Source organism: Anaerosalibacter bizertensis (assembly GCF_009696605.1).
Classification (GTDB): Bacteria; Bacillota; Clostridia; order Tissierellales; family Sporanaerobacteraceae; genus Anaerosalibacter; species Anaerosalibacter bizertensis.
Genome location: NZ_VULR01000003.1, coordinates 1 through 19,275, shown reverse-complemented (window position 1 = coordinate 19,275; position 19,275 = coordinate 1). Strand labels below are relative to the sequence as shown.

Sequence of the window (19,275 nt, the reverse complement as noted above, 5' to 3'; positions counted from 1 at the left end):
TTACTACATTGTTTATTATAAACTGTCCACATAATTTTTTGCTTCCTTTAACTCCATTCCAGTAACATCTCTTAACTTTTTTATTGCCTTGACTTTTTTATTTTCCTCAACAAGTTTTATCAACTCATCTTTCAACTCATCATTTATATGTCCCTTAGATAGTTCAGGTATTTCAAAATGCATAATGATTCTATTTAATTTTGATTCTATTCGTTGTTGATTACTTATTAATACATTAATGCTAGTAAGTAAAATAGTTATTAAAATTACATATATATATTTCATATTTTCAGCCTCCATTACTGGTTAATTTTATAATAAATATATCACTTTATTTTCTAATTATCAAATAGATATAATTCTCTATCCTATAAAGACACACCTGAACCAAAAAGATACTCCTGCATCTCCTTTGTTCATTGGAAAAGTATTCTTTCCTTTATAATAAAACTATTTATATCATATAATTCTTGCTGATTTAAGCCTTGAAGTTATAAATAGGCTTGATTATATCCAATATATCCACTGTATCTTTTATATTATTTATTATTTCTTCAATAGGTTTATATGCCATTGGAGCTTCATCCAATGTTGATTCTTTTACTGATGTTGTATAAACCCCTTCCATAGATTTCTGAAATTCTTCTAAACTAATATTATCTCTTGCTTGTGCTCTGCTCATAATCCTACCAGCTCCATGTGGTGCACTATAGTTCCAGTCTGGATTGCCTTTACCTATTGCTAAAATAGATCCATCACGCATATTGATTGGAATTAATACTTTTTCTCCTTCATAAGCTGATATTGCACCTTTTCTAATTATATTGTCCTTAAAATCAATATAGTTATGAACTGTATGGAAGTATTCAAAATCATCTAGTGATTTATTAAACATTTTTTGTAGTATAATCTCTGCCATTGTTTCCCTATTTAATTTTGCATACTCTTGACATATGTTCATATCGTTCAAATACTTGTCCCTAAATTCATCAGTTAGAAAACATAATTCTTTTGGATAGTTTGGTTGCAAATCATCATATTCCTTTTTTAATTCTTTTAATACTTTTTGTATTTCTTTCCTTCTGCCTTGTTCTTTATATTTTTTTATAATTTCTTCCCTTTTTATAAAATAGTCCCCTTTTCCACTGCATAAATCAACTGCTAAATTTTGATAAAATTCTGCAACTTGTTTGCCTAGATTTCTACTGCCTGAATGGATTACAAGATATTTGTTATTGTTGCTATCTACATTGATTTCTAGAAAGTGGTTACCCCCACCAAGTGTTCCTATGCTTCTTTCTAATCTCTTTGTACCTTTTAAACTTCTATAACAATATAATTCTTGTAACTTTGGATATCGGATAATTCTACCTTCATGTGTATTAAATCCTGCTGGAATATACTGATTAATTATACTATCTAATTTTTCCAAATCAATTTCTATTTGCCCTAAATTGACAACTTCCATTCCACATCCTATATCTACCCCAACTAAATTCGGAATTACTTTATCTCCTAAATCAGCTGTGAACCCTATTACACAACCAGCACCTTTATGACAATCTGGCATAATTCTTACCTTGGCATCTTTAATAAAATCCTGATCAAGCAAGTTGATTATTTGAGACATCGTTTCACTCTCAATATTATTGGTAAATACTTTAGCCATGCCATATTTTCCCTGCAATTCAATCATAATTTTCACCATCCCTATTTAGTTAATATTTATTATACTTTTGAAAGTATAATAAATATTATATGCTGTTACTGAAAACTTATTTGATGAGCTACCTATTAATCCTATTTAATACAAATTACCTAATGCACTGAATCATTACCAAACAAGGATTTTCTTCTCCCCATAATTCTGGCAAGCACTCCAATGGTTTAAATCCCATTGATAAATAAAATTTCCTTGTATCTGCATAATAAATGTCAGGATGAGATTCATCAAGAGTCTTTACTTGCAAGAATTCATATCCATGGTCTTTAGTAAAGCTCTATTAAATAAATCTCTACCAATTCCTTGTTTATGATAATCAGGCAAAACCCCCATAACATAAATCTCAGCAGTATATTGATTGTTTTCTTTAATTGAAATAAAACCTAATGGTTTTATTTCATCCATTGCTGCAAAAAAAGGTAAATTACTACTTTTATTAATGTACTCCTGTGTAGATTCTGGTATTCCAAACCAATTAGGGAGTGATTTTAAAATCCGCTCCGATATCTCTCTTTTTTCCTGTTTGTCATGTATTTCCTTTATATTCATCTTTTCATCACCTAATATAAATTTTCTTTATTAAATATTTTTATACTATTATACATTATATGAAAAATGCGACACATAAACCATCAAAGATATTACTCATTTTTTGTCCTTATTTCATTTCAAAATACTCATCTAAATAATTTCCATCGCCTATCTTTTTTATCTCAATTTTTCCATCAATTGGGCTTAGCAAAATATAATACTTAACATTGTTTTTTTCACCAGTATAAAGATATGCATTAGGAACTAAACGAGTATTCTTCAACCCAAATGATATAATCGACTTATCCTGTAATTCGGAAAGATTCTTATACCCATGTTGAACAACAATACCCTTACCTTCTCTGTAGGAGAAATCAGGTTTATAAGCAATAAAGCCAGCTATTGTAATAATAATCAACAAAACAGTGAACCAACGCACCTTTGGTTGAACTGTGTTTATTTCCTTTTTCCAATCAATTAGTGTAATAACAATCCAACTAGTTAATAAAGATATAACAAAATTGATACGAAATGCATCTGCATAAATAAAGTGAGAAATCAAAAACATACCAATCCCAACTAATATACATAGTATAATTTCAAAAATTAAAATTATCTTTTGACTCTTCATTTATTATAAAACCTCCTATTTCACATTTTTTACTTACACGTATTATACCATTTAATTCTAGTCTATAATATGGTTCGTAGTATTAATTTAACTCACAAAATAAATAGAATATGTTTAAGATATATCTAATAAAATAACAGATTATCTAAGTATATAAATAAAACTAGTAGATTTTTATTATAACAAATCCACTAGTCCCTTTATTTCGTATAATCTGGAATAACACCTTTATAAATATGTCCATACCCGTTTAAAATAAGTTTTTCCCTATAAATACAGGCTATGACAATTTTCCAAGTTGAATAATTCCTGCGCAATGAGATATGGTTGTAAAACTAATATCTTCTTTAGGAAAAAATTCTTTTAATTCATCAAATACAAAATATATTTCTTCATCATCCCAATAATTATCATACTTTACACTGCTATAGTAATTTTCTTGTTTCAAATGCCACATCTCCAATAATAATTTCACCATCATTAGAAATATATTCATCTAATTTATTAATAAAATTTATTTTCTCTTTATCTTCTAAATGATGCATTGCATAAGTACTTATAATATAATCAAACTGTATGTTTTCAAGTGCTTTGGGTAAGCCCTTAGAAAAATCAAAGCCTTTATTGTTTAACATTAAGGAAGCCCTCCTTGCCTAATTCATAGTCAATAGCAGTTTTCCATTTGCCAATTTGGTCTTTCCAACAGTCTTTTCCTATAGTATCAAATTTAATCTCTAAATTATCGTTATAATGTCTGCGTACATAAGATAATGTTGTATATTGTCCTGTTCTAGAATTTTTTCATAGTCATCCACCTTATTTCACTTTTTAAAAAAATAAATAAAATATTTTATTTTTCAACTATTAAACAACTATAATTTTCATTTAGATACAATATAAATAACTTTTTGAACAATAACTAAAATTAATCCTAATTTTATTATATGGTCTTAGAATAGTGATTGGATAAAATAATTATAAGTAATAGTTCAAATACAATCAACCCAACTGCTGGTAGTAAATATTCTAATGGTGCTTTCATAAAACCAAGATAGAGAACAAATCCACATAATATATAGTTCATAATCTGTGCAGTTAAATAACCTGACTTTTCTCTTATTCTGATATTTCTTTCATCATTTTTTTCTATAGAATAAAGTTCTTCTATATCTTTACTTTTAGTATCTGAAACTAAAAGAGTCTTAATAAAAGAACCAATACCCAATGCAGCACAAGCTCCTCCTATACCAAAACATAAACCTCCAAGCATTTCATTAACTCCTAAATTAAATATATAAACCCCAAGTATAATAAGTAGAATACCAACAATCCCTGCTCCCAAATACAGTACTTTTTTTCTTTTCATTTTTGAACCTCCTCCTTATAAATAAATATTTCTTCAATTTGTTTTCCAAAAAACTCTGCAATATGAAAAGCCAGTTCTAAAGATGGATTATATTTCCCATTTTCTATTGAGCTAATTGTTTGTCGTGACACTCTCAGCACCTTTGCTAACTCATCTTGATTGAGATTTTGTTTTTTTCGTAATTCTTCAACTCTATTTTTCAGTAACACCACCTCCAAATATATGACAAGGAACCTTTACATGCCTAATTTTTAAAAAACAAGTTTAGAAAAAACTTGTTTTTTAAAAATTATTATTGCTTCATATATCTTCTTATACGGTTCACCGCATCAGTTCTACTGGCAAAATTTATTTATCAATCAAAATATAATTAGAATTAAGATTAAAGTAATAAATATATAAATAAAGCAGTAGGTTTAACTACAATAAACCTACTGCTTTTATAATGCATATATATTAATCCTTAAATAAAATTATCATTAACAAAAATAACAAATTTCTTTATATCAATTAAATTATTTTTTAAAATGCTATATATTATTTTTTTATCTATATTTATATATTCATGAGACAATATATTTCTAAGGCCTACCATATTCCTATAAACTTTCGTTTCCTCATCGTTTAAATATTTCTCCTTATTTAAGATGTTAAATGCTTCACCTAATGTTTCTGGACTGCCCATATTATTATCTACTACAATATGAGTTGCTATATCAATCATCATATTTATTGCTATAAACAAATTATATTCTACCACATCTTGTATAATATCATCCTTTAAAAACCCTTCCAGAGATATTTCCTTAAACCTTTCTATTTTATTTATAGAAGTTGATAATTGATTTAATCTCTGTTTAATTACTTCTACATCAACCATTGGATTCCACCTCTTCTTTTAATCTATCTATAGTTCTATCATAAGATAAATCTAAATATCTTTTCATGTCACTATATTCAAATAAGGTTTTCACTTTATATCTGGTTTCTATAGATTTGTCACGAGTAAACAACAATATATTATTTTTGTAAATTTGATATTTTAATAATGGAGTAGCATCATTTAATACAATTAAATCAACTTCTTTTTTACAAGTTTCTGATAAATGCATCTTAATTTCAAGATATGTCTTTATATCCATCTTCTTTTTCAAATATATTGCAATATCTATATCACTATCTGTTCTCATCTTTCCTTGAACATATGAACCAAAGATATAGGCAAAAATTATATCTTCATATTCCGTTAAAATATCTTTACACTTTTTAATAATATCCATCTTATCACTATCCCTTAAATGGTATGTTATATATTTATTATACCCCATTAATAAAAGTTTACCATATGTTGAACATAATAAAAATTATGCGTTATTAAATTTAACACGAATTTCCCCTACAAAGTTTATATCGTTATTTAAATATTCTGCTTGCTAATAACCGTATTGTCAATATTCCAGTTAAAATAATACTACCAGTAAATATAATAGCGAAATTCATTCCAAAAGGATTAAACCAAGATTCGTTTGGAGAAATTATAAACATTCTCCCTAACACCATTGATAATAAATTACTTAAAATACTTATTAAAATAATGAAATTAGATTTAATTTTCACAGATATTATTCCTGCTAAAACTATAAATAATAAAGTCCCTAAAAATGCAAACATAGAGCTATTTGTAAATAGAGAGGTTTCTATGTAGTGGAACAAAAACGGCATGGGTATTAATAAAATTACTAAATTGATTAGTTTAATATAACTTCCTCTTGAGATATCTTTCATGAAACAGCCTCCTAATGACGCAATTATCTACCTATATACATTATATCATTTAATCCTAATTAATAGTAACCCCTTAAACATTGTCCTATAGCCCATAGCTTGGCCTATTTATGATAGGGTTCACCTTTCATTATTCTAAATCCTCTATATATTTGTTCTAATAATATCATTCTCATCAGTTGGTGGGGAAATGTCATCTTTGAAAAAGATAGTTTAAGATTACTTTTATTTAATATTTCTTCTGAAAGGCCTAATGAGCCTCCTATAATAAATATTATATCATTTGTTCCACCTAAAGTTATATCTTCAATTTTCTTTGATAATTCTTCACTTGATAAATTCTTTCCTTTTATATCAAGGGATATTATATAAGAGTTATTTGATATTTTACTAAGTATTCTTTTCCCTTCTTTTTCTTTTATTATTTCAATTCCTTTTTCACTTAAATTTTCTGGTGTACTTTCATCTGCTACTTCTAGTATTTTCAATTTGCAGTATCTTGAAAGCCTTTTTGAATATTCTTTTATACCTTCTTGCATAAACTTTTCTTTAATTTTCCCTACTCCAATTATTATTATATTCATTTCTACCTCCACTTTCTTTTTATAAATCTTTTTTATTATAACATTTATTTTTTATATTTAAATAGTTTATGACAATAAAAAACTGCAGAAGCTAAAAGCCTCTGCAGTCTTGTTTTTATTTTTAATAAGTTTCAACAAATACTTCGAAATATCCTTGAGGATGAGCACATGCTGGACATGCTTCTGGTGCAGATTTTCCTCTATGGATATACCCGCAGTTGTTACATTTCCATTCTACTATTTCATCTTTTTCAAATACTTTGTTGTTTTCTATATTACTTAATAACTTTCTATATCTAATTTCATGACGTTCTTCTGCTTCTGCAATTTCTCTCCATACGTAAGCTATTTCTGAGAATCCTTCTTTTTCTGCTATATCTGCAAATTCAGGATACATTGAAGACCATTCTTCTTTTTCTCCTTCTGCTGCAGCTAATAGGTTTGATTTAGTATCCCCTAATGCTACTGGATATGCTGCATTTATATCTACAGCTTCTCCTTCTAAATCCTTACTTAAAAACTTAAAAAATCTTTTAGCATGCTCTTTTTCATTTTCTGCTGTTTCCATAAATATATTAGATATTTGAACGTATCCTTCTTTTTTTGCTTGAGAAGCATAGTATGTATACCTTGTCCTAGCTTGTGATTCTCCTGCAAAAGATTTCATTAAGTTTTCTGCTGTTTTTGTTCCCTTTAAAGATTTCATTTTTAAGCCCCCCTTATATATATTATTAAATCTTTGCTACAAACCTATTATATCAAAATTTATCTATTTCAGCCATCCTTCAACTTCTTCTATTAACTTAAAATTAGTTAGATCATATTGAAGTGGAGTAACAGTTATATACCCTTTACTTATATAGTGTCTATCTGTATCTTTTTCAAACTCTTTTTTCCTTCTACCGCTTATTACAAGAGATATTTCTTCTTCTTTACTTCCCTCTTCAACATAATAATAGTCGTAGATAACTCCTCCAATTCTACAAACCTTTATTCCTTTTACATCTTCATCAATACAAGGGACATTTATATTCATTACAGTATTACTTTCCATAAATCTATGGTTTACTTTGTCCAATATCTTCATTGCATATTTAGCTGCTAATTCATAACATCCTACTCCATTCTTAATTTCTGCTGAAATAGCTATAGAGGGTTTATTGTATATATTAGCTTCTATAGCTGCTGAAACAGTTCCAGAGTAAAGAACATCCATTCCTAAATTCACACCCATATTTGTCCCTGATATAACTAAATCTATAGGTTCATCTAACAATCTATCAAAAGCAACCCTTACACAATCTGCTGGAGAACCTGATATACTATAGGATTCAGCTTTAATTCCTTTAAGATTAACTTTCTTTACTATTATAGGTTTTGTAATAGTTATTGAGTGGCTTTTTGCACTTTGTTGTTCTTCTGGAGCAACTATTATAACTTCATGCTTTTTTTCAAGTTCTTTAGCCAAAACTTGAATACCTTCCGCATTTATTCCATCATCGTTGACTAAAAGTATTCTCATTCTTTTCCTCCTCAAAGATAATTAATATATATATAATTATAGCATATTATTCTTTTTAGAACTTAGAAGCAAATAGAACTTTTTCAAGACTTATCCACAGTGCTTTATTGTTTTTTTATTAAATATGTGGATAAGATTGGCTTTATCCCCCTTTGTACATTCTAAACAACTAAGTATCTAGGTGCTCTATCACAATAATGGCAAATTTGTGGACTTGTCCAGTCTGTAAAACTCACCTTATGAAGTTCATATATATCTGGTGGTTGTTCATAAGTTTCAACAAATTCCTCTATAGCAAATTCCAGATGTTCATTACACACTACATACATTTTAATCATCTCCAATATTATTCTATACTTATATTATGTACAAAAAAAGTATTTTTAAAGGCTTGACAAATTTGTCAAGCCTTTTTATTGAATACTATTGTTTTATCTGATCAAGTACTATTTCTACAGTTTTTTCTTTTCCATCTCTTATAATATTTAATTTAGCTTTTTGACCTTTTTTATATTTATACAATATTTTTTTCAATTGGTTCATATTTTCAATTTCATTATCATCTATGCTAACTATTATATCTCCACTTCTTAATCCTGATTTATCTGCTGGAGAATTTGGTACTATTTCTAATATTATAACACCTTTATCTACATTTAATTCAACACCTAATGCACTTTCATATCTTTCTACCTCCAAGCCTTGTATTCCTATCATTACAGTATTAAAGCTACCTTCTTTTATAACTTGTTCCAATATAGGTTTTACTGAATTTATAGGTATTGCAAAACCAAGACCTTCTCCAGTTTGAATTTTTGCTGTATTGATACCTATTACTTCTCCTCTTTCATTTAATAATGGTCCTCCACTATTTCCTGGGTTTATGGAAGCATCTGTTTGAATTAAATCCTCTATTATATTAGTAGAATCTACTTTTATACTCCTATTAAGACCACTTATAACTCCAGAGGTTACTGTTCTTTGAAAATCTAAACCTAATGGATTTCCTATAGCTACTGCAAGTTGACCTACTTGTAATTTATCTGAATCTCCTAGTTCTGCTACTGGTAGTCCTTTTTCTTCTACTTTAACTACAGCTAAATCTAATGCTGGATCACACCAAAGTACCTTTCCAGTCTTTTTATCTCCATTTTCAAATAGTACTGTAATCTGTCTGGCTTTTCCATCTCCTATTACATGGGAATTGGTAAGTATATATCCATTACTATCTACAATAACTCCTGAACCTACACCTTCCACTTCTCTTTCCCAGAAGAAATCTCTAACTACTTCCACTGTAGTTATACCTACTACTGAACTAACAGATTTTTTAGCCACAGCAGTAACTGCGGATATATTATTTTTAGGATTGATATTAATTTCTTGCTTACTATTTTGTACTCCATTTTTGTATATATTAGGTGTAGGAAGTACTTTTCCATATAAATAAGTTGGTGCAATATAAGAAGATATAACCCCTCCTATTATTGCAGCAATTAGTGCTACTAAAAAATAAGAAAAGAAATTCCCTCTTTTTCTCGGAGGTTTTCTATCTACTATTGGTCTATCTACATAATAAGACATGGTAGGTTTTTTATCATCGTTCATACATATTCCTCCCAATTTTTAAAAATTATATACTTTAGTTACCTTCTCTCTATGTGTAAGATCTAAAGTAATATCTTTATGTACATCTATTCCAACATCTTCTATTATATTTTTTACTGTTTCATATGCTAAAAGCGGAAAATTATTTTCCTCACTTAAATGCCCTAAGAGTACTACTTCCCCATTTCCTGATATAATATCAGAAATTACTTCTCCTGACTGCTCATTTGAAAGATGTCCTTCTGCACCCATTATTCTCTTCTTTAAATTCCAAGGATATCTTCCTACTTTAAGCATCTCAACATCATGATTAGATTCCATCAGATATAATGATGAATCTTTTATTTTACTCCTTACAGTATTACTTACCCAACCTGTATCAGTTATAATACTTATTTTAGTATTATTACGTTCTAAGCAAAATCCTACAGGCTCTACAGCATCATGAGAAATTCTAAAAGGATATATATTTAAATCTTTAAGCTGAAAATCTTTTTCTGTATCAAATACTTTTATGTTTTTTTCCTTAACTTCTCCAATGGGACCTTCCATACTAATCCATGTTTTTTCATTAGCCCAAATAGGAATATCATAGCGCCTTGACAATATTCCTGCTCCTTTTATATGGTCTGTATGTTCATGGGTTATTAAAATACAATCAATAGTATTTGCTTCTACTTCTATATCCTTTAGTAAATTTTCTATTCTCTTTCCACTTAATCCTGCATCTATTAGAACCTTTATATTATCTGTCTCTATATATTGACAGTTTCCACTACTGCCACTAGAAAGAGAACAAAACTTAAATGCCATTTTATTTCCCCCAATACTTATCCTTCTTTTACTTTAGCTCCTAAATTCAATAATTTAGATATAAAGTTTTCGTATCCTCTCTCTATATGGTAAGCCTCTTCTATCTCTGTTACTCCATTAGCCATTAAGCCTGCTATGATTAGAGCTGCTCCTCCTCTTAAATCTGTAGCCTTAACTTTAGCCCCCATAAGAGTATCAACACCTTTAATAATAGCTGTTCTTCCATCTACAGTTATATCTACTCCCATCCTCTTTAATTCATCAACATATTTATATCTTCCTTCAAAAACAGTTTCAGTAACTATACTAGTCCCTTTTACTCCACTTAATAAAGCAGTCATAGGTTGCTGTAAATCTGTAGGAAACCCAGGATAAGGCAAGGTTTTTACATTTACACTTTTCATATTAGAATTGCCGTTAACTCGTATAGAATCACCGTATTCTGCAACTTCTACTCCCATTTCTATAAGCTTTGCAGATACAGGTTCTAAATGTTTAGGAATAACATTGTTTATTATTACATCCCCTTTTGTTGCTGCTGCTGCTATCATATAAGTTCCAGCTTCTATTTGATCTGGTATAACAGAATAATTACATCCATGAAGCTTATTCACACCATTAATTTTTATGATATCAGTTCCTGCTCCTCTTATATCCCCTCCCATAGCATTTATAAAATTTGCCATATCAACTATATGAGGTTCTTTAGCAGCATTTTCAATGATGGTAGTACCTTCTGCCATAGTAGCAGCCATCATTATATTTATAGTAGCCCCAACACTTACCACATCCAAATATATTTTATTACCTATAAGTTTATCAGCTTTACAACTTATAACACCATGTTCTACTTCTACTTTAGCACCTAATGCTTCAAATCCTTTTATATGCTGATCAATAGGCCTTACTCCTATATTACATCCTCCTGGATATAATACTTTAACTTCACCAAAACGGCTCAAACAAGCACCCAAAAGATAATAAGAAGCTCTCATTTTCCTTGTAATTTCATCTATAAGTATAGAATCACTGATAGTACTAGTATCAATATCCATATAACCACTTTCATCTAAATGGACTTTTGATCCTAGCATCTCCATAATTTTTACTAAATTATAAACATCTCCAATCATTGGAAGATTATCTATTTTACATTTATCATCAGCTAAAATTGTTCCTACAATAATAGGCAATGCAGCATTCTTAAACCCACTTATATCAACTTTTCCACTAAGTTTATTTTCACCTTCTATTATAACTTTATTCATAATCAACCCTCTTTCTATAGGAGGAATAAATTTTCAATTTAACAATAATATTATACAGCTAAATACAAATATGTTCTATATTAAGTACAAAAAATCTATTATTCTTCCTTAAATATTTATTATTTTAATCATAAACATTATATCAATTATATAATACTTTAACATTACATGCTAGTTAAAATCAGCTAAATATTAAGGATTCCTTAGTATCTAGCTGGTTTTAGTACTAATCATTATTTTATCACAGTTTTTCTCTAGGTTTGTCCAAAATAATTATATAAACTAATTAATATCTTTAAAATTTACTTTTAATGCTTTTTTTACTGAACTATCTATATTGTTACCCATTCCAAGACTCTCTAATAATAAGTTAAATTTATTAAAACCATAATTATCTATCATATTATCTACCACTTCAAGTGATTTTCTATAAGCTATATCTATTTCAATTTCATTAAAATCATTATTTAATTTTTCTATGTCTATATCTTTAGTCTTACCTTTCCCTAGTTCCCAATCAATACCCATTAATTCTCTTTCCATATATAATGCTATTCCTTCTGTAAGCCACATAGGATAGTTTCCATTAGTCTTTTCATCTACTAAGAAATGAGTAAATTCATGGATATGGGGTCCTGTTTCTTTATAAGTTTCTTCCACATTATCTTCATATTCTACCCAATTAAATGGAGATAAAATGTTTATTACTCCACTATAATAAGCCCCTAAAGGCGGTATATCTGTTTTCAATCTTATCGTTTTTAAAAGTTCTTCTCCATCATTATAAATAATAACAGGAATTTTTTCATAGGTAAAATAATCTAACTTTTTACATACTTTTTCATAATGCTCTTCTAATATATCTAAAGTAATTTTAGCTATGTCTTTATCTCTATCTTTATATCTTATAGAAAAATGTGGTCCTTCTAAAAGATTATATTTTTCAGTAGCTTTTAAAATCCTTTTCTTTTCTATTTTTTTATAACTAGGATAAGTTGATACTATAAAAAAACTTTCAAAGGTAATAATTAAAAGAATGATAATAAATCCAATAGAAACGAAAGATATAAATTTTTTCATATTTTCTTCCCCTTTCATTATATGTATATATTGCTTTTCATAATAAAATATTGCAATATTTTTCTACATACTATATAATTGTTCATAATAAAGGGGAGTAGCTGAAACAATTAGCCGTCAATACGGAGAAATCCCGGCTGGTTGTCCTAAGATTAGGAAGCAAGACCTTTGTTTAAACAGAAATGTTTAAACAAAGGTCTTTTTTTATTATCCTATATTAAATTTTATCAATTTTTAATCTATTATTCAACGGATACCAAAACTTAACACTGAAGGTTTAAACTATTTACTTAGTGGTATACTAAATATAAGTTAAGAGAGGAGAGATTATATGGAATGGTATAGACAAAGTATTAATAATACTATAGAAAAACTTTCATCTAATTTAGATACTGGCCTTTCTAATAATGAAGCAGAAGAAAGGCTTAAGAAATATGGCCTAAATGAATTAGAAGAGAAAGGTAAGAGTAGTATATGGTCAAAAATTGCTGCTCAATTTAAAGATTTTTTAGTTTTAATACTTATAGGTGCTAGTATTATTTCAATGGCAGTTGGAGAAGTAACAGACTCTATTGTAATAATTGCTATAGTAATTATTAATGCTACTTTAGGAATTATTCAAGAAGGGAAAGCTGAAAAGTCTTTAGAAGCTCTTAAAAAGATGGCTTCACCTAATGCAAAAGTTATAAGAGGTGGAGAAAAAAGTATAGTTCCTGCAAATACATTGGTACCTGGAGATATAGTTCTAATAGAAGCAGGAGATATTATTCCTGCTGATTTAAGGCTGTTAGAAAGCTCCAATCTAAAAATAGAAGAAGCCTCTCTAACTGGTGAATCTGTTCCTGTAGAAAAAAATGCAGAAGCTGTATTGAATGAAGAAGTTTCTTTAGGAGATAGAGAGAATACAGCTTATATGAATACAATAGTTACATATGGTAGAGGTAAAGGTATAGTTGTAGGAACTGGTGAAAGTACTGAGATGGGTAAAATTGCAACAATGCTCCAAGTTTTTGAAGATGATACTACACCTCTTCAAAAAAAATTAGATCAGTTGGGAAAATATTTAGGTTTAGGTTGTCTTGTAATATGTGGATTAGTATTTTTAATTGGAATACTTCAAGGTAGGAAAGTTTTAGATATGTTTATGGTTGCTATAAGTTTAGCAGTAGCTGCAATTCCTGAAGGCCTTCCAGCTATAGTAACTATAGTATTAGCCTTAGGTATGAATAAAATGGTTAAAAAACATGCTATAGTTAAAAAGCTTTCAGCTGTTGAAACCTTGGGAAGTACCACAGTTATATGTTCTGATAAAACTGGTACTCTCACACAAAATGAAATGACAGTAGTTAAAGTTTTTACAGGAAGTAATTCAATAGATATAACTGGAAAAGGCTATGAACCTAGTGGAGAATTTGTTGTAAATAATAAAAAAATTGAACCATTAGAAAATAGCGAATTAAAACTTCTTCTTTCAATTGCTAATCTTTGTAATGATGCTACATTAGATTATTCCCAAGAAGATGAAATATATAAAATAATAGGGGATCCAACAGAAGGATCATTGGTTACATTGGCTGAAAAAGGCGGATTAAAGAAAAGTGTATTAAATGAAAATTATCCTAGAATAAATGAAATACCTTTTGACTCAGATAGAAAAATGATGACCACTTTTCATGAAAACTTTATAGATGGAAAAATTGTATCTTTTACAAAAGGTGCCCCAGATATAGTTTTAAGCAAATGCAATAATATTTATTTAAATGGAAAAGAAGAGCCTTTAACAGAAGAACTAAAAAAAACTATAATGGATACTAATAGTGATTTTTCAAAAGCAGCTCTTAGAGTACTAGCTTTTGGTTTCAAAACTTATGATTCTATACCTAGTCAGGTTGACTCTGAGACTATAGAAAAAAACATGACTTTTGTAGGACTAGTTGGAATGATTGACCCACCAAGAAATGAAGCTATTGAATCTATAAAGACCTGTAAAAAAGCTGGCATTAAAACTGTAATGATTACTGGAGATTATAAAGAAACAGCCTTCGCTATTGCAAGTGACTTAGGCATAGCTGAAAATATGGATCAAGTCATGGTTGGAGAAGAATTAAACAATATATCAGATGAAGAATTAAAAGAGAAGGTTAAGAATATAAAAGTATACGCAAGGGTCTCGCCTCAACATAAAGTACGAATAGTAGAAGCCTTAAAATCCAATGGAGAGATAACTGCTATGACTGGAGATGGTGTAAATGATGCACCAGCTTTAAAAAAATCAGATATTGGAGTTTCTATGGGAATTACAGGGACAGACGTGGCTAAAAACACTGCTGAAGTTATTTTAACTGATGATAACTTTGCAAGTATTGTATCCGCTGTAAAAGAAGGACGAATAATATACAGCAATATTAGAAAGTTTGTTTTCTTCCTATTATCATGTAATATTGGAGAGATTTTAATAATATTTTTAAGTATTTTATTTAATCTCCCTATTCCACTACTACCTATACAATTGTTATGGCTTAATTTAATAACTGATAGTTTTCCTGCTTTAGCTCTTGGAGTTGAAAAGGGAGAATCAGATATAATGGAAATGTCGCCACGAGATCCTAATGAACCAATACTTGATAAAAATATGATTACAGGTATTTCAGTTCAAAGTATAGCCATTACATTAGCAACTATGTTAGCTTACTTATGGGGACTGAAGCATTATGGTACAAATGATCTTATAATACCTAGAACTATAGCCTTTACAACACTTATTAGTGCTGAGCTTATTAGAGCATTTTCTAGTAGATCTGAAACCCATACTCTCTTTGAAATAGGCTTTTTCACAAATAGAACCTTGATATATGCTATATTAGTTTCTTTCTCTTTGTTATTGGTAGTATTATATATACCACCTATTCAAAGAATCTTTAAAACCTATCCTATTGGTTTTAAAGATTGGAGTATTGTTCTTAGATTTTGTATAATACCTATTATAGCTGGAGAATTAAATAAACTTATATTAAAAAAAGCAAAGAATTAAAATATTATTCAAAGTATATATTTGAATAATATAATGTAAAAAGACTATATTTAAATGACTGAGTCATTTAAATATAGTCTTTTTTTGAAAAAATTATCTAATAAGCACTTTTTCATTTTATTGAGCATAAAATAGAACAAGGAAGGTGATGTATTGTTATGAGAAGAATAAGAGATTCTAAAATTTGTCCAATTTTAAGTGCTAAACTTTCATCTCAATCAAGAGAAGAATTACCTGTAATAGTTCAAGGTAAAAACTATTCAAAACTTAATAACTTGATATTTGATATGTCCGGAGAAGTTAGATCTAGTCTTCCTCTCATTGGAGGAATTGCATGTAAATTGAGTACAGAGTCCATATATAGGTTGGCAGAGGACATAGATATTGATTATATTAGTTTTGATTCAAAAGTATTTGCATTGCTAGATATAGCCTCAGCTTCTGTTGAAGCTAACCTACCTCATAGGAGAGGATATACTGGTGAAGGTGTAACTGTTGCTATAATAGATACCGGAACAAGTCCTCATAGTGATCTATTAGTACCTAATGAAAGGATAGTTGGTTTTAAAGACTTTGTAAACAATAGAAGTTCACCATATGATGATAATGGCCACGGTACTCATATAGCAGGTATAATTGCAGGTAGCGGTTATTCATCTAATGGAAAATATACAGGAATAGCTCCAAAAGCTAATATATTGCCTATAAAGGCTTTAGATGGGAATGGTAGTGGAAATACTTCAGATATTATTAAAGCCATATCTTGGGCTATTGAAACTAAGGATCAATATAATACCAAAATAATAAATCTTTCTCTGGGAAGTCCTGTGAACAATCCTTGTTCCAAAGATCCATTGTGTAAGGCAACAAAAGAAGCAACAGACAATGGATTAGTAGTTGTTGTAGCAGCTGGAAATAGTGGTCCTTCTAAGAAATCTATTCTTTCACCAGGTATAAGTCCCAATGTAATAACTGTTGGTGCTGTAGATGACAAAAGGACTCCAAATACTAGTGATGATACCATTGCTTCATTTTCTAGTAGAGGGCCAACAAAAGAAGGGCTAAATAAACCTGATATAGTAGCTCCTGGTGTAAATATAATGTCTCTTTCTAATACAAAACAAAATGGTTATACTTCTTTAAGTGGTACATCTATGGCTACACCTGTAATATCTGGTGCTATAGCATTACTCCTTGAAAAAGAAAGTAATCTATCTCCCGATGAAATAAAAAGACGCCTTGCTAGATCTTGTATAGATTTAAAAGAATATAAAGAAGATCAAGGTTCTGGTATGATAAGTTTGAATAAACTTTTCAAAGATTCTTTAGAAGATAGAAATAATAACTTGGCGCCTAATGAAAAACCTTCTTTTTCAAGTAGAAACCCATATATAGAAAACATCTTAACTTTATTATTTGTATTATTCCTATTAAAACATGACTAAAGAGGAAGCCAATTGACTTCCTCTTTATATTATCTACTTAAATAATTAGATGGATTTTGATGAACTCCATTTTTAATTACTTCAAAATGTAGATGTGGTCCTGTAGTTCTTCCCGTATTTCCAACTAAAGCTACAATTTGACCTTTACTAACTTTTTGTCCATTATTTACATGAATTTTACTACAGTGTCCATACCTAGTTACATATCCATTACCATGATTTATTTCTACTAACTTTCCATAACTTCCTCTATTGCCAGAGTATGTAACTGTTCCACCATCAGCTGCTTTTATAGGAGTACCTACTTTTGCAGCAATATCTATACCTCTATGCATTCTGCCCCATCTTTGCCCAAACCTAGATGATATGGAGCCTCTAGTTGGAGTAGTAAAGGATCCAGTAGCAATGGTTAAAGGTCTTTGTTTTGTTCCTTTAACTATTAATTTGTCCACAGGTTTAGATATAAGCTCTTCTTTTACTATCTGTCTATCTACTTCTACACCATTATGTTTTATAATTTTCTCAACTACTCTACTCTTTCCTGGTGTTCCATTTGTCTTAACTTTTTTCTCATTTTTATACATAGTTTCATCATATTCTACCTTTAGATCATATTCAATTTCCTTTTCATATTCTGTTTCTTCTATAGTTTTAACAGTCATTAGAGGTTTCAAAACTACTAGATTGATCTTATCTCCAGGAAGAATATTTTCTGGATCTTTTTCTGTATTTGCTTCAATCAGATCATCTACTGATATATTATACTTATCTGCTATAGTCCAATAATTTTCTCCTGGCTCTACTATATGAGTTTCAATTTCTTCAGTTCCTTTTTGAATCAATGATAGAATTTCTTTTCTATCTTTTATAGTAGATAAAGGTGATAACTTTTTAACTATTTTTACATCCTGTAAAAAATTTACCTCCTTAATATTTGAATCTTCTTCTTTAGGATCTAAAAAAGGCTTTTTAACTTCTGCTAATACATCTTCTGCTTCTTCTTTTGTCTTTAAGGTGCCTATATCTTTTCCATCAATTGATATAGTATATCCATTTATTAAAAAAGTCATCTTAGATCTTATATTCTGTTTTATTTCCAAAGCAATTGGTTTTAGGTTTTCTTTTTCTTCCCCATTGACTATTTCCTGAGAAGCCCAAGATTCTATACTTTTAATTTTAAATATTGTTGCGGTAAATACTATTAAAGCTATTGTTAAAATCAATACAAGTTTGGGTCTAAACTTTAAGAACTTGAACTGATTTTTATTATGTACTTCTTTATTACTCGGTTCTTCCATGAATAATCTCCTTCCCTATTAATGTTATACCATAGTAAGTACTTTAGTCCTTTTTTCAATAGTACTTTTTCATTATATCATATAGGTACAGTGAAAAGAAACCTTCTTATTATATCTATTGTGAACAAAAAGAAAAAAAATATTCTTATAAAAGAAATATTTTTAAAAATAAAAAAACCCTACCTCGACCTACGAGATAGAGCTTTCATTCTATGTATTTGGATCTGGCAACTTCCTACTCTCCCAGAGCGTTACCACTCAAGTACCATAGGCGTTAGGAGGCTTAACTGCTGTGTTCGGTATGGGAACAGGTGTGACCCTCCTGCTATAGTCACCAGATATAGCCTTTCGGCAATTTAAAATTTTCAATTATAAATTTTAAATGAATTACTTTTTTGATACTTTTGTTTTCCAATTTATAATTTGTAATTCGTAATTTATAATTTTTTCAAAATTTTTGTTTTTGAAAATTGTATACACAGTAAGATAATTGGTCAAGCCCTCGACTTATTAGTATCCCTTAGCTAAGAATATTGCTACTCTTACACCTGGGACCTATCAACCAAGTAGTCTACTTGGAGTCTTACTCT

General features: G+C 29.1%; 22 protein-coding genes and 2 rRNA genes. 2 read left to right on the top strand and 22 right to left on the bottom strand.

Annotated features, from left to right (window positions below):
* Positions 1–15 precede the first annotated feature (15 nt).
* From FYJ27_RS02940 to FYJ27_RS02850, 19 genes are all read right to left on the bottom strand, one after another.
* Positions 16–285: a ribosomal protein L7/L12 gene (locus tag FYJ27_RS02940; protein ID WP_154482891.1), complete on the bottom strand. Its 270-nt coding sequence runs from the start codon at positions 283–285 to the stop codon at positions 16–18.
* 193 nt (positions 286–478) lie between these two features.
* Positions 479–1,696 (bottom strand): RtcB family protein, encoded by a 1,218-nt coding sequence (locus tag FYJ27_RS02935; RefSeq protein WP_154482888.1) that lies wholly within the window; start codon positions 1,694–1,696, stop codon positions 479–481.
* A 264-nt stretch (positions 1,697–1,960) separates the two neighbouring features.
* Positions 1,961–2,272, bottom strand: a complete 312-nt coding sequence (locus FYJ27_RS02930; RefSeq protein WP_229775453.1) for a GNAT family N-acetyltransferase — start codon at positions 2,270–2,272, stop codon at positions 1,961–1,963.
* Between the two features lie 109 nt (positions 2,273–2,381).
* Positions 2,382–2,885, bottom strand: a complete 504-nt coding sequence (locus FYJ27_RS02925; RefSeq protein WP_154482885.1) for a hypothetical protein — start codon at positions 2,883–2,885, stop codon at positions 2,382–2,384.
* A 280-nt stretch (positions 2,886–3,165) separates the two neighbouring features.
* On the bottom strand, positions 3,166–3,333 hold the full coding sequence (locus FYJ27_RS02920) for a hypothetical protein (protein WP_154482882.1): 168 nt from the start codon (positions 3,331–3,333) through the stop codon (positions 3,166–3,168).
* Positions 3,311–3,520, bottom strand: a complete 210-nt coding sequence (locus FYJ27_RS02915) for a methyltransferase domain-containing protein (protein ID WP_154482879.1) — start codon at positions 3,518–3,520, stop codon at positions 3,311–3,313. Before FYJ27_RS02915 ends, FYJ27_RS02920 begins: the two co-directional genes overlap by 23 nt.
* A 305-nt stretch (positions 3,521–3,825) precedes the next feature.
* On the bottom strand, positions 3,826–4,251 hold the full coding sequence (locus tag FYJ27_RS02910; RefSeq protein ID WP_154482876.1) for a DUF2178 domain-containing protein: 426 nt from the start codon (positions 4,249–4,251) through the stop codon (positions 3,826–3,828).
* Positions 4,248–4,460, bottom strand: a complete 213-nt coding sequence (locus FYJ27_RS02905) for a helix-turn-helix transcriptional regulator (RefSeq protein ID WP_425330885.1) — start codon at positions 4,458–4,460, stop codon at positions 4,248–4,250. Before FYJ27_RS02905 ends, FYJ27_RS02910 begins: the two co-directional genes overlap by 4 nt.
* 254 nt (positions 4,461–4,714) lie before the next feature.
* Positions 4,715–5,131, bottom strand: coding sequence for a type VII toxin-antitoxin system HepT family RNase toxin (hepT, locus tag FYJ27_RS02900; RefSeq protein WP_154482873.1), 417 nt, complete (start codon positions 5,129–5,131; stop codon positions 4,715–4,717).
* Positions 5,124–5,531, bottom strand: a complete 408-nt coding sequence (mntA, locus tag FYJ27_RS02895) for a type VII toxin-antitoxin system MntA family adenylyltransferase antitoxin (RefSeq protein ID WP_154482870.1) — start codon at positions 5,529–5,531, stop codon at positions 5,124–5,126. Before mntA ends, hepT begins: the two co-directional genes overlap by 8 nt.
* 133 nt (positions 5,532–5,664) lie before the next feature.
* A complete protein-coding gene (locus FYJ27_RS02890; protein ID WP_154482867.1) occupies positions 5,665–6,036 on the bottom strand; it encodes a hypothetical protein in 372 nt (123 codons plus the stop codon).
* Positions 6,037–6,140: 104 nt separating this feature from the next.
* Positions 6,141–6,620, bottom strand: coding sequence for a 23S rRNA (pseudouridine(1915)-N(3))-methyltransferase RlmH (rlmH, locus tag FYJ27_RS02885; RefSeq protein WP_154482864.1), 480 nt, complete (start codon positions 6,618–6,620; stop codon positions 6,141–6,143).
* Between the two features lie 121 nt (positions 6,621–6,741).
* A complete protein-coding gene (rbr, locus tag FYJ27_RS02880; RefSeq protein ID WP_154482861.1) occupies positions 6,742–7,326 on the bottom strand; it encodes a rubrerythrin in 585 nt (194 codons plus the stop codon).
* 63 nt (positions 7,327–7,389) lie between these two features.
* Positions 7,390–8,142: a 5'/3'-nucleotidase SurE gene (surE, locus tag FYJ27_RS02875; protein ID WP_154482858.1), complete on the bottom strand. Its 753-nt coding sequence runs from the start codon at positions 8,140–8,142 to the stop codon at positions 7,390–7,392.
* Positions 8,143–8,303: 161 nt separating this feature from the next.
* Complete coding sequence (locus FYJ27_RS02870) at positions 8,304–8,471, bottom strand: CxxH/CxxC protein (protein WP_154482855.1); 168 nt, start codon at positions 8,469–8,471, stop codon at positions 8,304–8,306.
* A 94-nt stretch (positions 8,472–8,565) separates the two neighbouring features.
* Positions 8,566–9,750, bottom strand: a complete 1,185-nt coding sequence (gene htrA / locus FYJ27_RS02865) for a serine protease HtrA (RefSeq protein WP_154482852.1) — start codon at positions 9,748–9,750, stop codon at positions 8,566–8,568.
* Positions 9,751–9,768: 18 nt separating this feature from the next.
* Positions 9,769–10,563 carry an MBL fold metallo-hydrolase gene (locus FYJ27_RS02860; RefSeq protein ID WP_154482849.1) on the bottom strand — a complete coding sequence of 265 codons (795 nt, stop codon included), beginning with the start codon at positions 10,561–10,563 and terminating at the stop codon, positions 9,769–9,771.
* A 17-nt stretch (positions 10,564–10,580) separates the two neighbouring features.
* Positions 10,581–11,831: a UDP-N-acetylglucosamine 1-carboxyvinyltransferase gene (locus tag FYJ27_RS02855; RefSeq protein ID WP_154482847.1), complete on the bottom strand. Its 1,251-nt coding sequence runs from the start codon at positions 11,829–11,831 to the stop codon at positions 10,581–10,583.
* Positions 11,832–12,113: 282 nt separating this feature from the next.
* Positions 12,114–12,911, bottom strand: coding sequence for a peptidase MA family metallohydrolase (locus tag FYJ27_RS02850; RefSeq protein WP_195839063.1), 798 nt, complete (start codon positions 12,909–12,911; stop codon positions 12,114–12,116).
* 331 nt (positions 12,912–13,242) lie between these two features.
* Here FYJ27_RS02850 and FYJ27_RS02845 point away from each other — a divergent pair, with 331 nt between their 5' ends.
* Both FYJ27_RS02845 and FYJ27_RS02840 read left to right on the top strand, forming a co-directional pair.
* Positions 13,243–15,942 (top strand): calcium-transporting P-type ATPase, PMR1-type, encoded by a 2,700-nt coding sequence (locus tag FYJ27_RS02845; RefSeq protein WP_154482841.1) that lies wholly within the window; start codon positions 13,243–13,245, stop codon positions 15,940–15,942.
* Between the two features lie 158 nt (positions 15,943–16,100).
* Positions 16,101–17,387 carry a S8 family peptidase gene (locus FYJ27_RS02840; RefSeq protein ID WP_154482838.1) on the top strand — a complete coding sequence of 429 codons (1,287 nt, stop codon included), beginning with the start codon at positions 16,101–16,103 and terminating at the stop codon, positions 17,385–17,387.
* A gap of 29 nt (positions 17,388–17,416) precedes the next feature.
* Here the strand turns inward: FYJ27_RS02840 and FYJ27_RS02835 are convergent, their stop codons facing one another.
* From FYJ27_RS02835 to FYJ27_RS02825, 3 genes are all read right to left on the bottom strand, one after another.
* A complete protein-coding gene (locus FYJ27_RS02835; RefSeq protein WP_154482835.1) occupies positions 17,417–18,685 on the bottom strand; it encodes a peptidoglycan DD-metalloendopeptidase family protein in 1,269 nt (422 codons plus the stop codon).
* Between the two features lie 222 nt (positions 18,686–18,907).
* A 5S ribosomal RNA gene (rrf, locus tag FYJ27_RS02830) occupies positions 18,908–19,024 on the bottom strand.
* Positions 19,025–19,175: 151 nt separating this feature from the next.
* Positions 19,176–19,275 (bottom strand): 23S ribosomal RNA (locus FYJ27_RS02825); the annotation flags it as partial.

Bases quoted from the DNA above. Each gene is read 5' to 3' on its own strand.
- FYJ27_RS02910 (WP_154482876.1), bottom strand. From the start codon at position 4,251: ATGAAAAGAAAAAAAGTACTGTATTTGGGAGCAGGGATTGTTGGTATT.
- FYJ27_RS02850 (WP_195839063.1), bottom strand. From the start codon at position 12,911: ATGAAAAAATTTATATCTTTCGTTTCTATTGGATTTATTATCATTCTT.
- surE (WP_154482858.1), bottom strand. From the start codon at position 8,142: ATGAGAATACTTTTAGTCAACGATGATGGAATAAATGCGGAAGGTATT.
- FYJ27_RS02890 (WP_154482867.1), bottom strand. From the start codon at position 6,036: ATGAAAGATATCTCAAGAGGAAGTTATATTAAACTAATCAATTTAGTA.
- rlmH (WP_154482864.1), bottom strand. From the start codon at position 6,620: ATGAATATAATAATAATTGGAGTAGGGAAAATTAAAGAAAAGTTTATG.
- FYJ27_RS02925 (WP_154482885.1), bottom strand. From the start codon at position 2,885: ATGAAGAGTCAAAAGATAATTTTAATTTTTGAAATTATACTATGTATA.
- FYJ27_RS02860 (WP_154482849.1), bottom strand. From the start codon at position 10,563: ATGGCATTTAAGTTTTGTTCTCTTTCTAGTGGCAGTAGTGGAAACTGT.
- FYJ27_RS02915 (WP_154482879.1), bottom strand. From the start codon at position 3,520: ATGTTAAACAATAAAGGCTTTGATTTTTCTAAGGGCTTACCCAAAGCA.
- FYJ27_RS02935 (WP_154482888.1), bottom strand. From the start codon at position 1,696: ATGATTGAATTGCAGGGAAAATATGGCATGGCTAAAGTATTTACCAAT.
- FYJ27_RS02930 (WP_229775453.1), bottom strand. From the start codon at position 2,272: ATGAATATAAAGGAAATACATGACAAACAGGAAAAAAGAGAGATATCG.
- mntA (WP_154482870.1), bottom strand. From the start codon at position 5,531: ATGGATATTATTAAAAAGTGTAAAGATATTTTAACGGAATATGAAGAT.
- rbr (WP_154482861.1), bottom strand. From the start codon at position 7,326: ATGAAATCTTTAAAGGGAACAAAAACAGCAGAAAACTTAATGAAATCT.
- FYJ27_RS02855 (WP_154482847.1), bottom strand. From the start codon at position 11,831: ATGAATAAAGTTATAATAGAAGGTGAAAATAAACTTAGTGGAAAAGTT.
- hepT (WP_154482873.1), bottom strand. From the start codon at position 5,131: ATGGTTGATGTAGAAGTAATTAAACAGAGATTAAATCAATTATCAACT.
- htrA (WP_154482852.1), bottom strand. From the start codon at position 9,750: ATGAACGATGATAAAAAACCTACCATGTCTTATTATGTAGATAGACCA.
- FYJ27_RS02870 (WP_154482855.1), bottom strand. From the start codon at position 8,471: ATGTATGTAGTGTGTAATGAACATCTGGAATTTGCTATAGAGGAATTT.
- FYJ27_RS02835 (WP_154482835.1), bottom strand. From the start codon at position 18,685: ATGGAAGAACCGAGTAATAAAGAAGTACATAATAAAAATCAGTTCAAG.
- FYJ27_RS02845 (WP_154482841.1), top strand. From the start codon at position 13,243: ATGGAATGGTATAGACAAAGTATTAATAATACTATAGAAAAACTTTCA.
- FYJ27_RS02940 (WP_154482891.1), bottom strand. From the start codon at position 285: ATGAAATATATATATGTAATTTTAATAACTATTTTACTTACTAGCATT.
- FYJ27_RS02840 (WP_154482838.1), top strand. From the start codon at position 16,101: ATGAGAAGAATAAGAGATTCTAAAATTTGTCCAATTTTAAGTGCTAAA.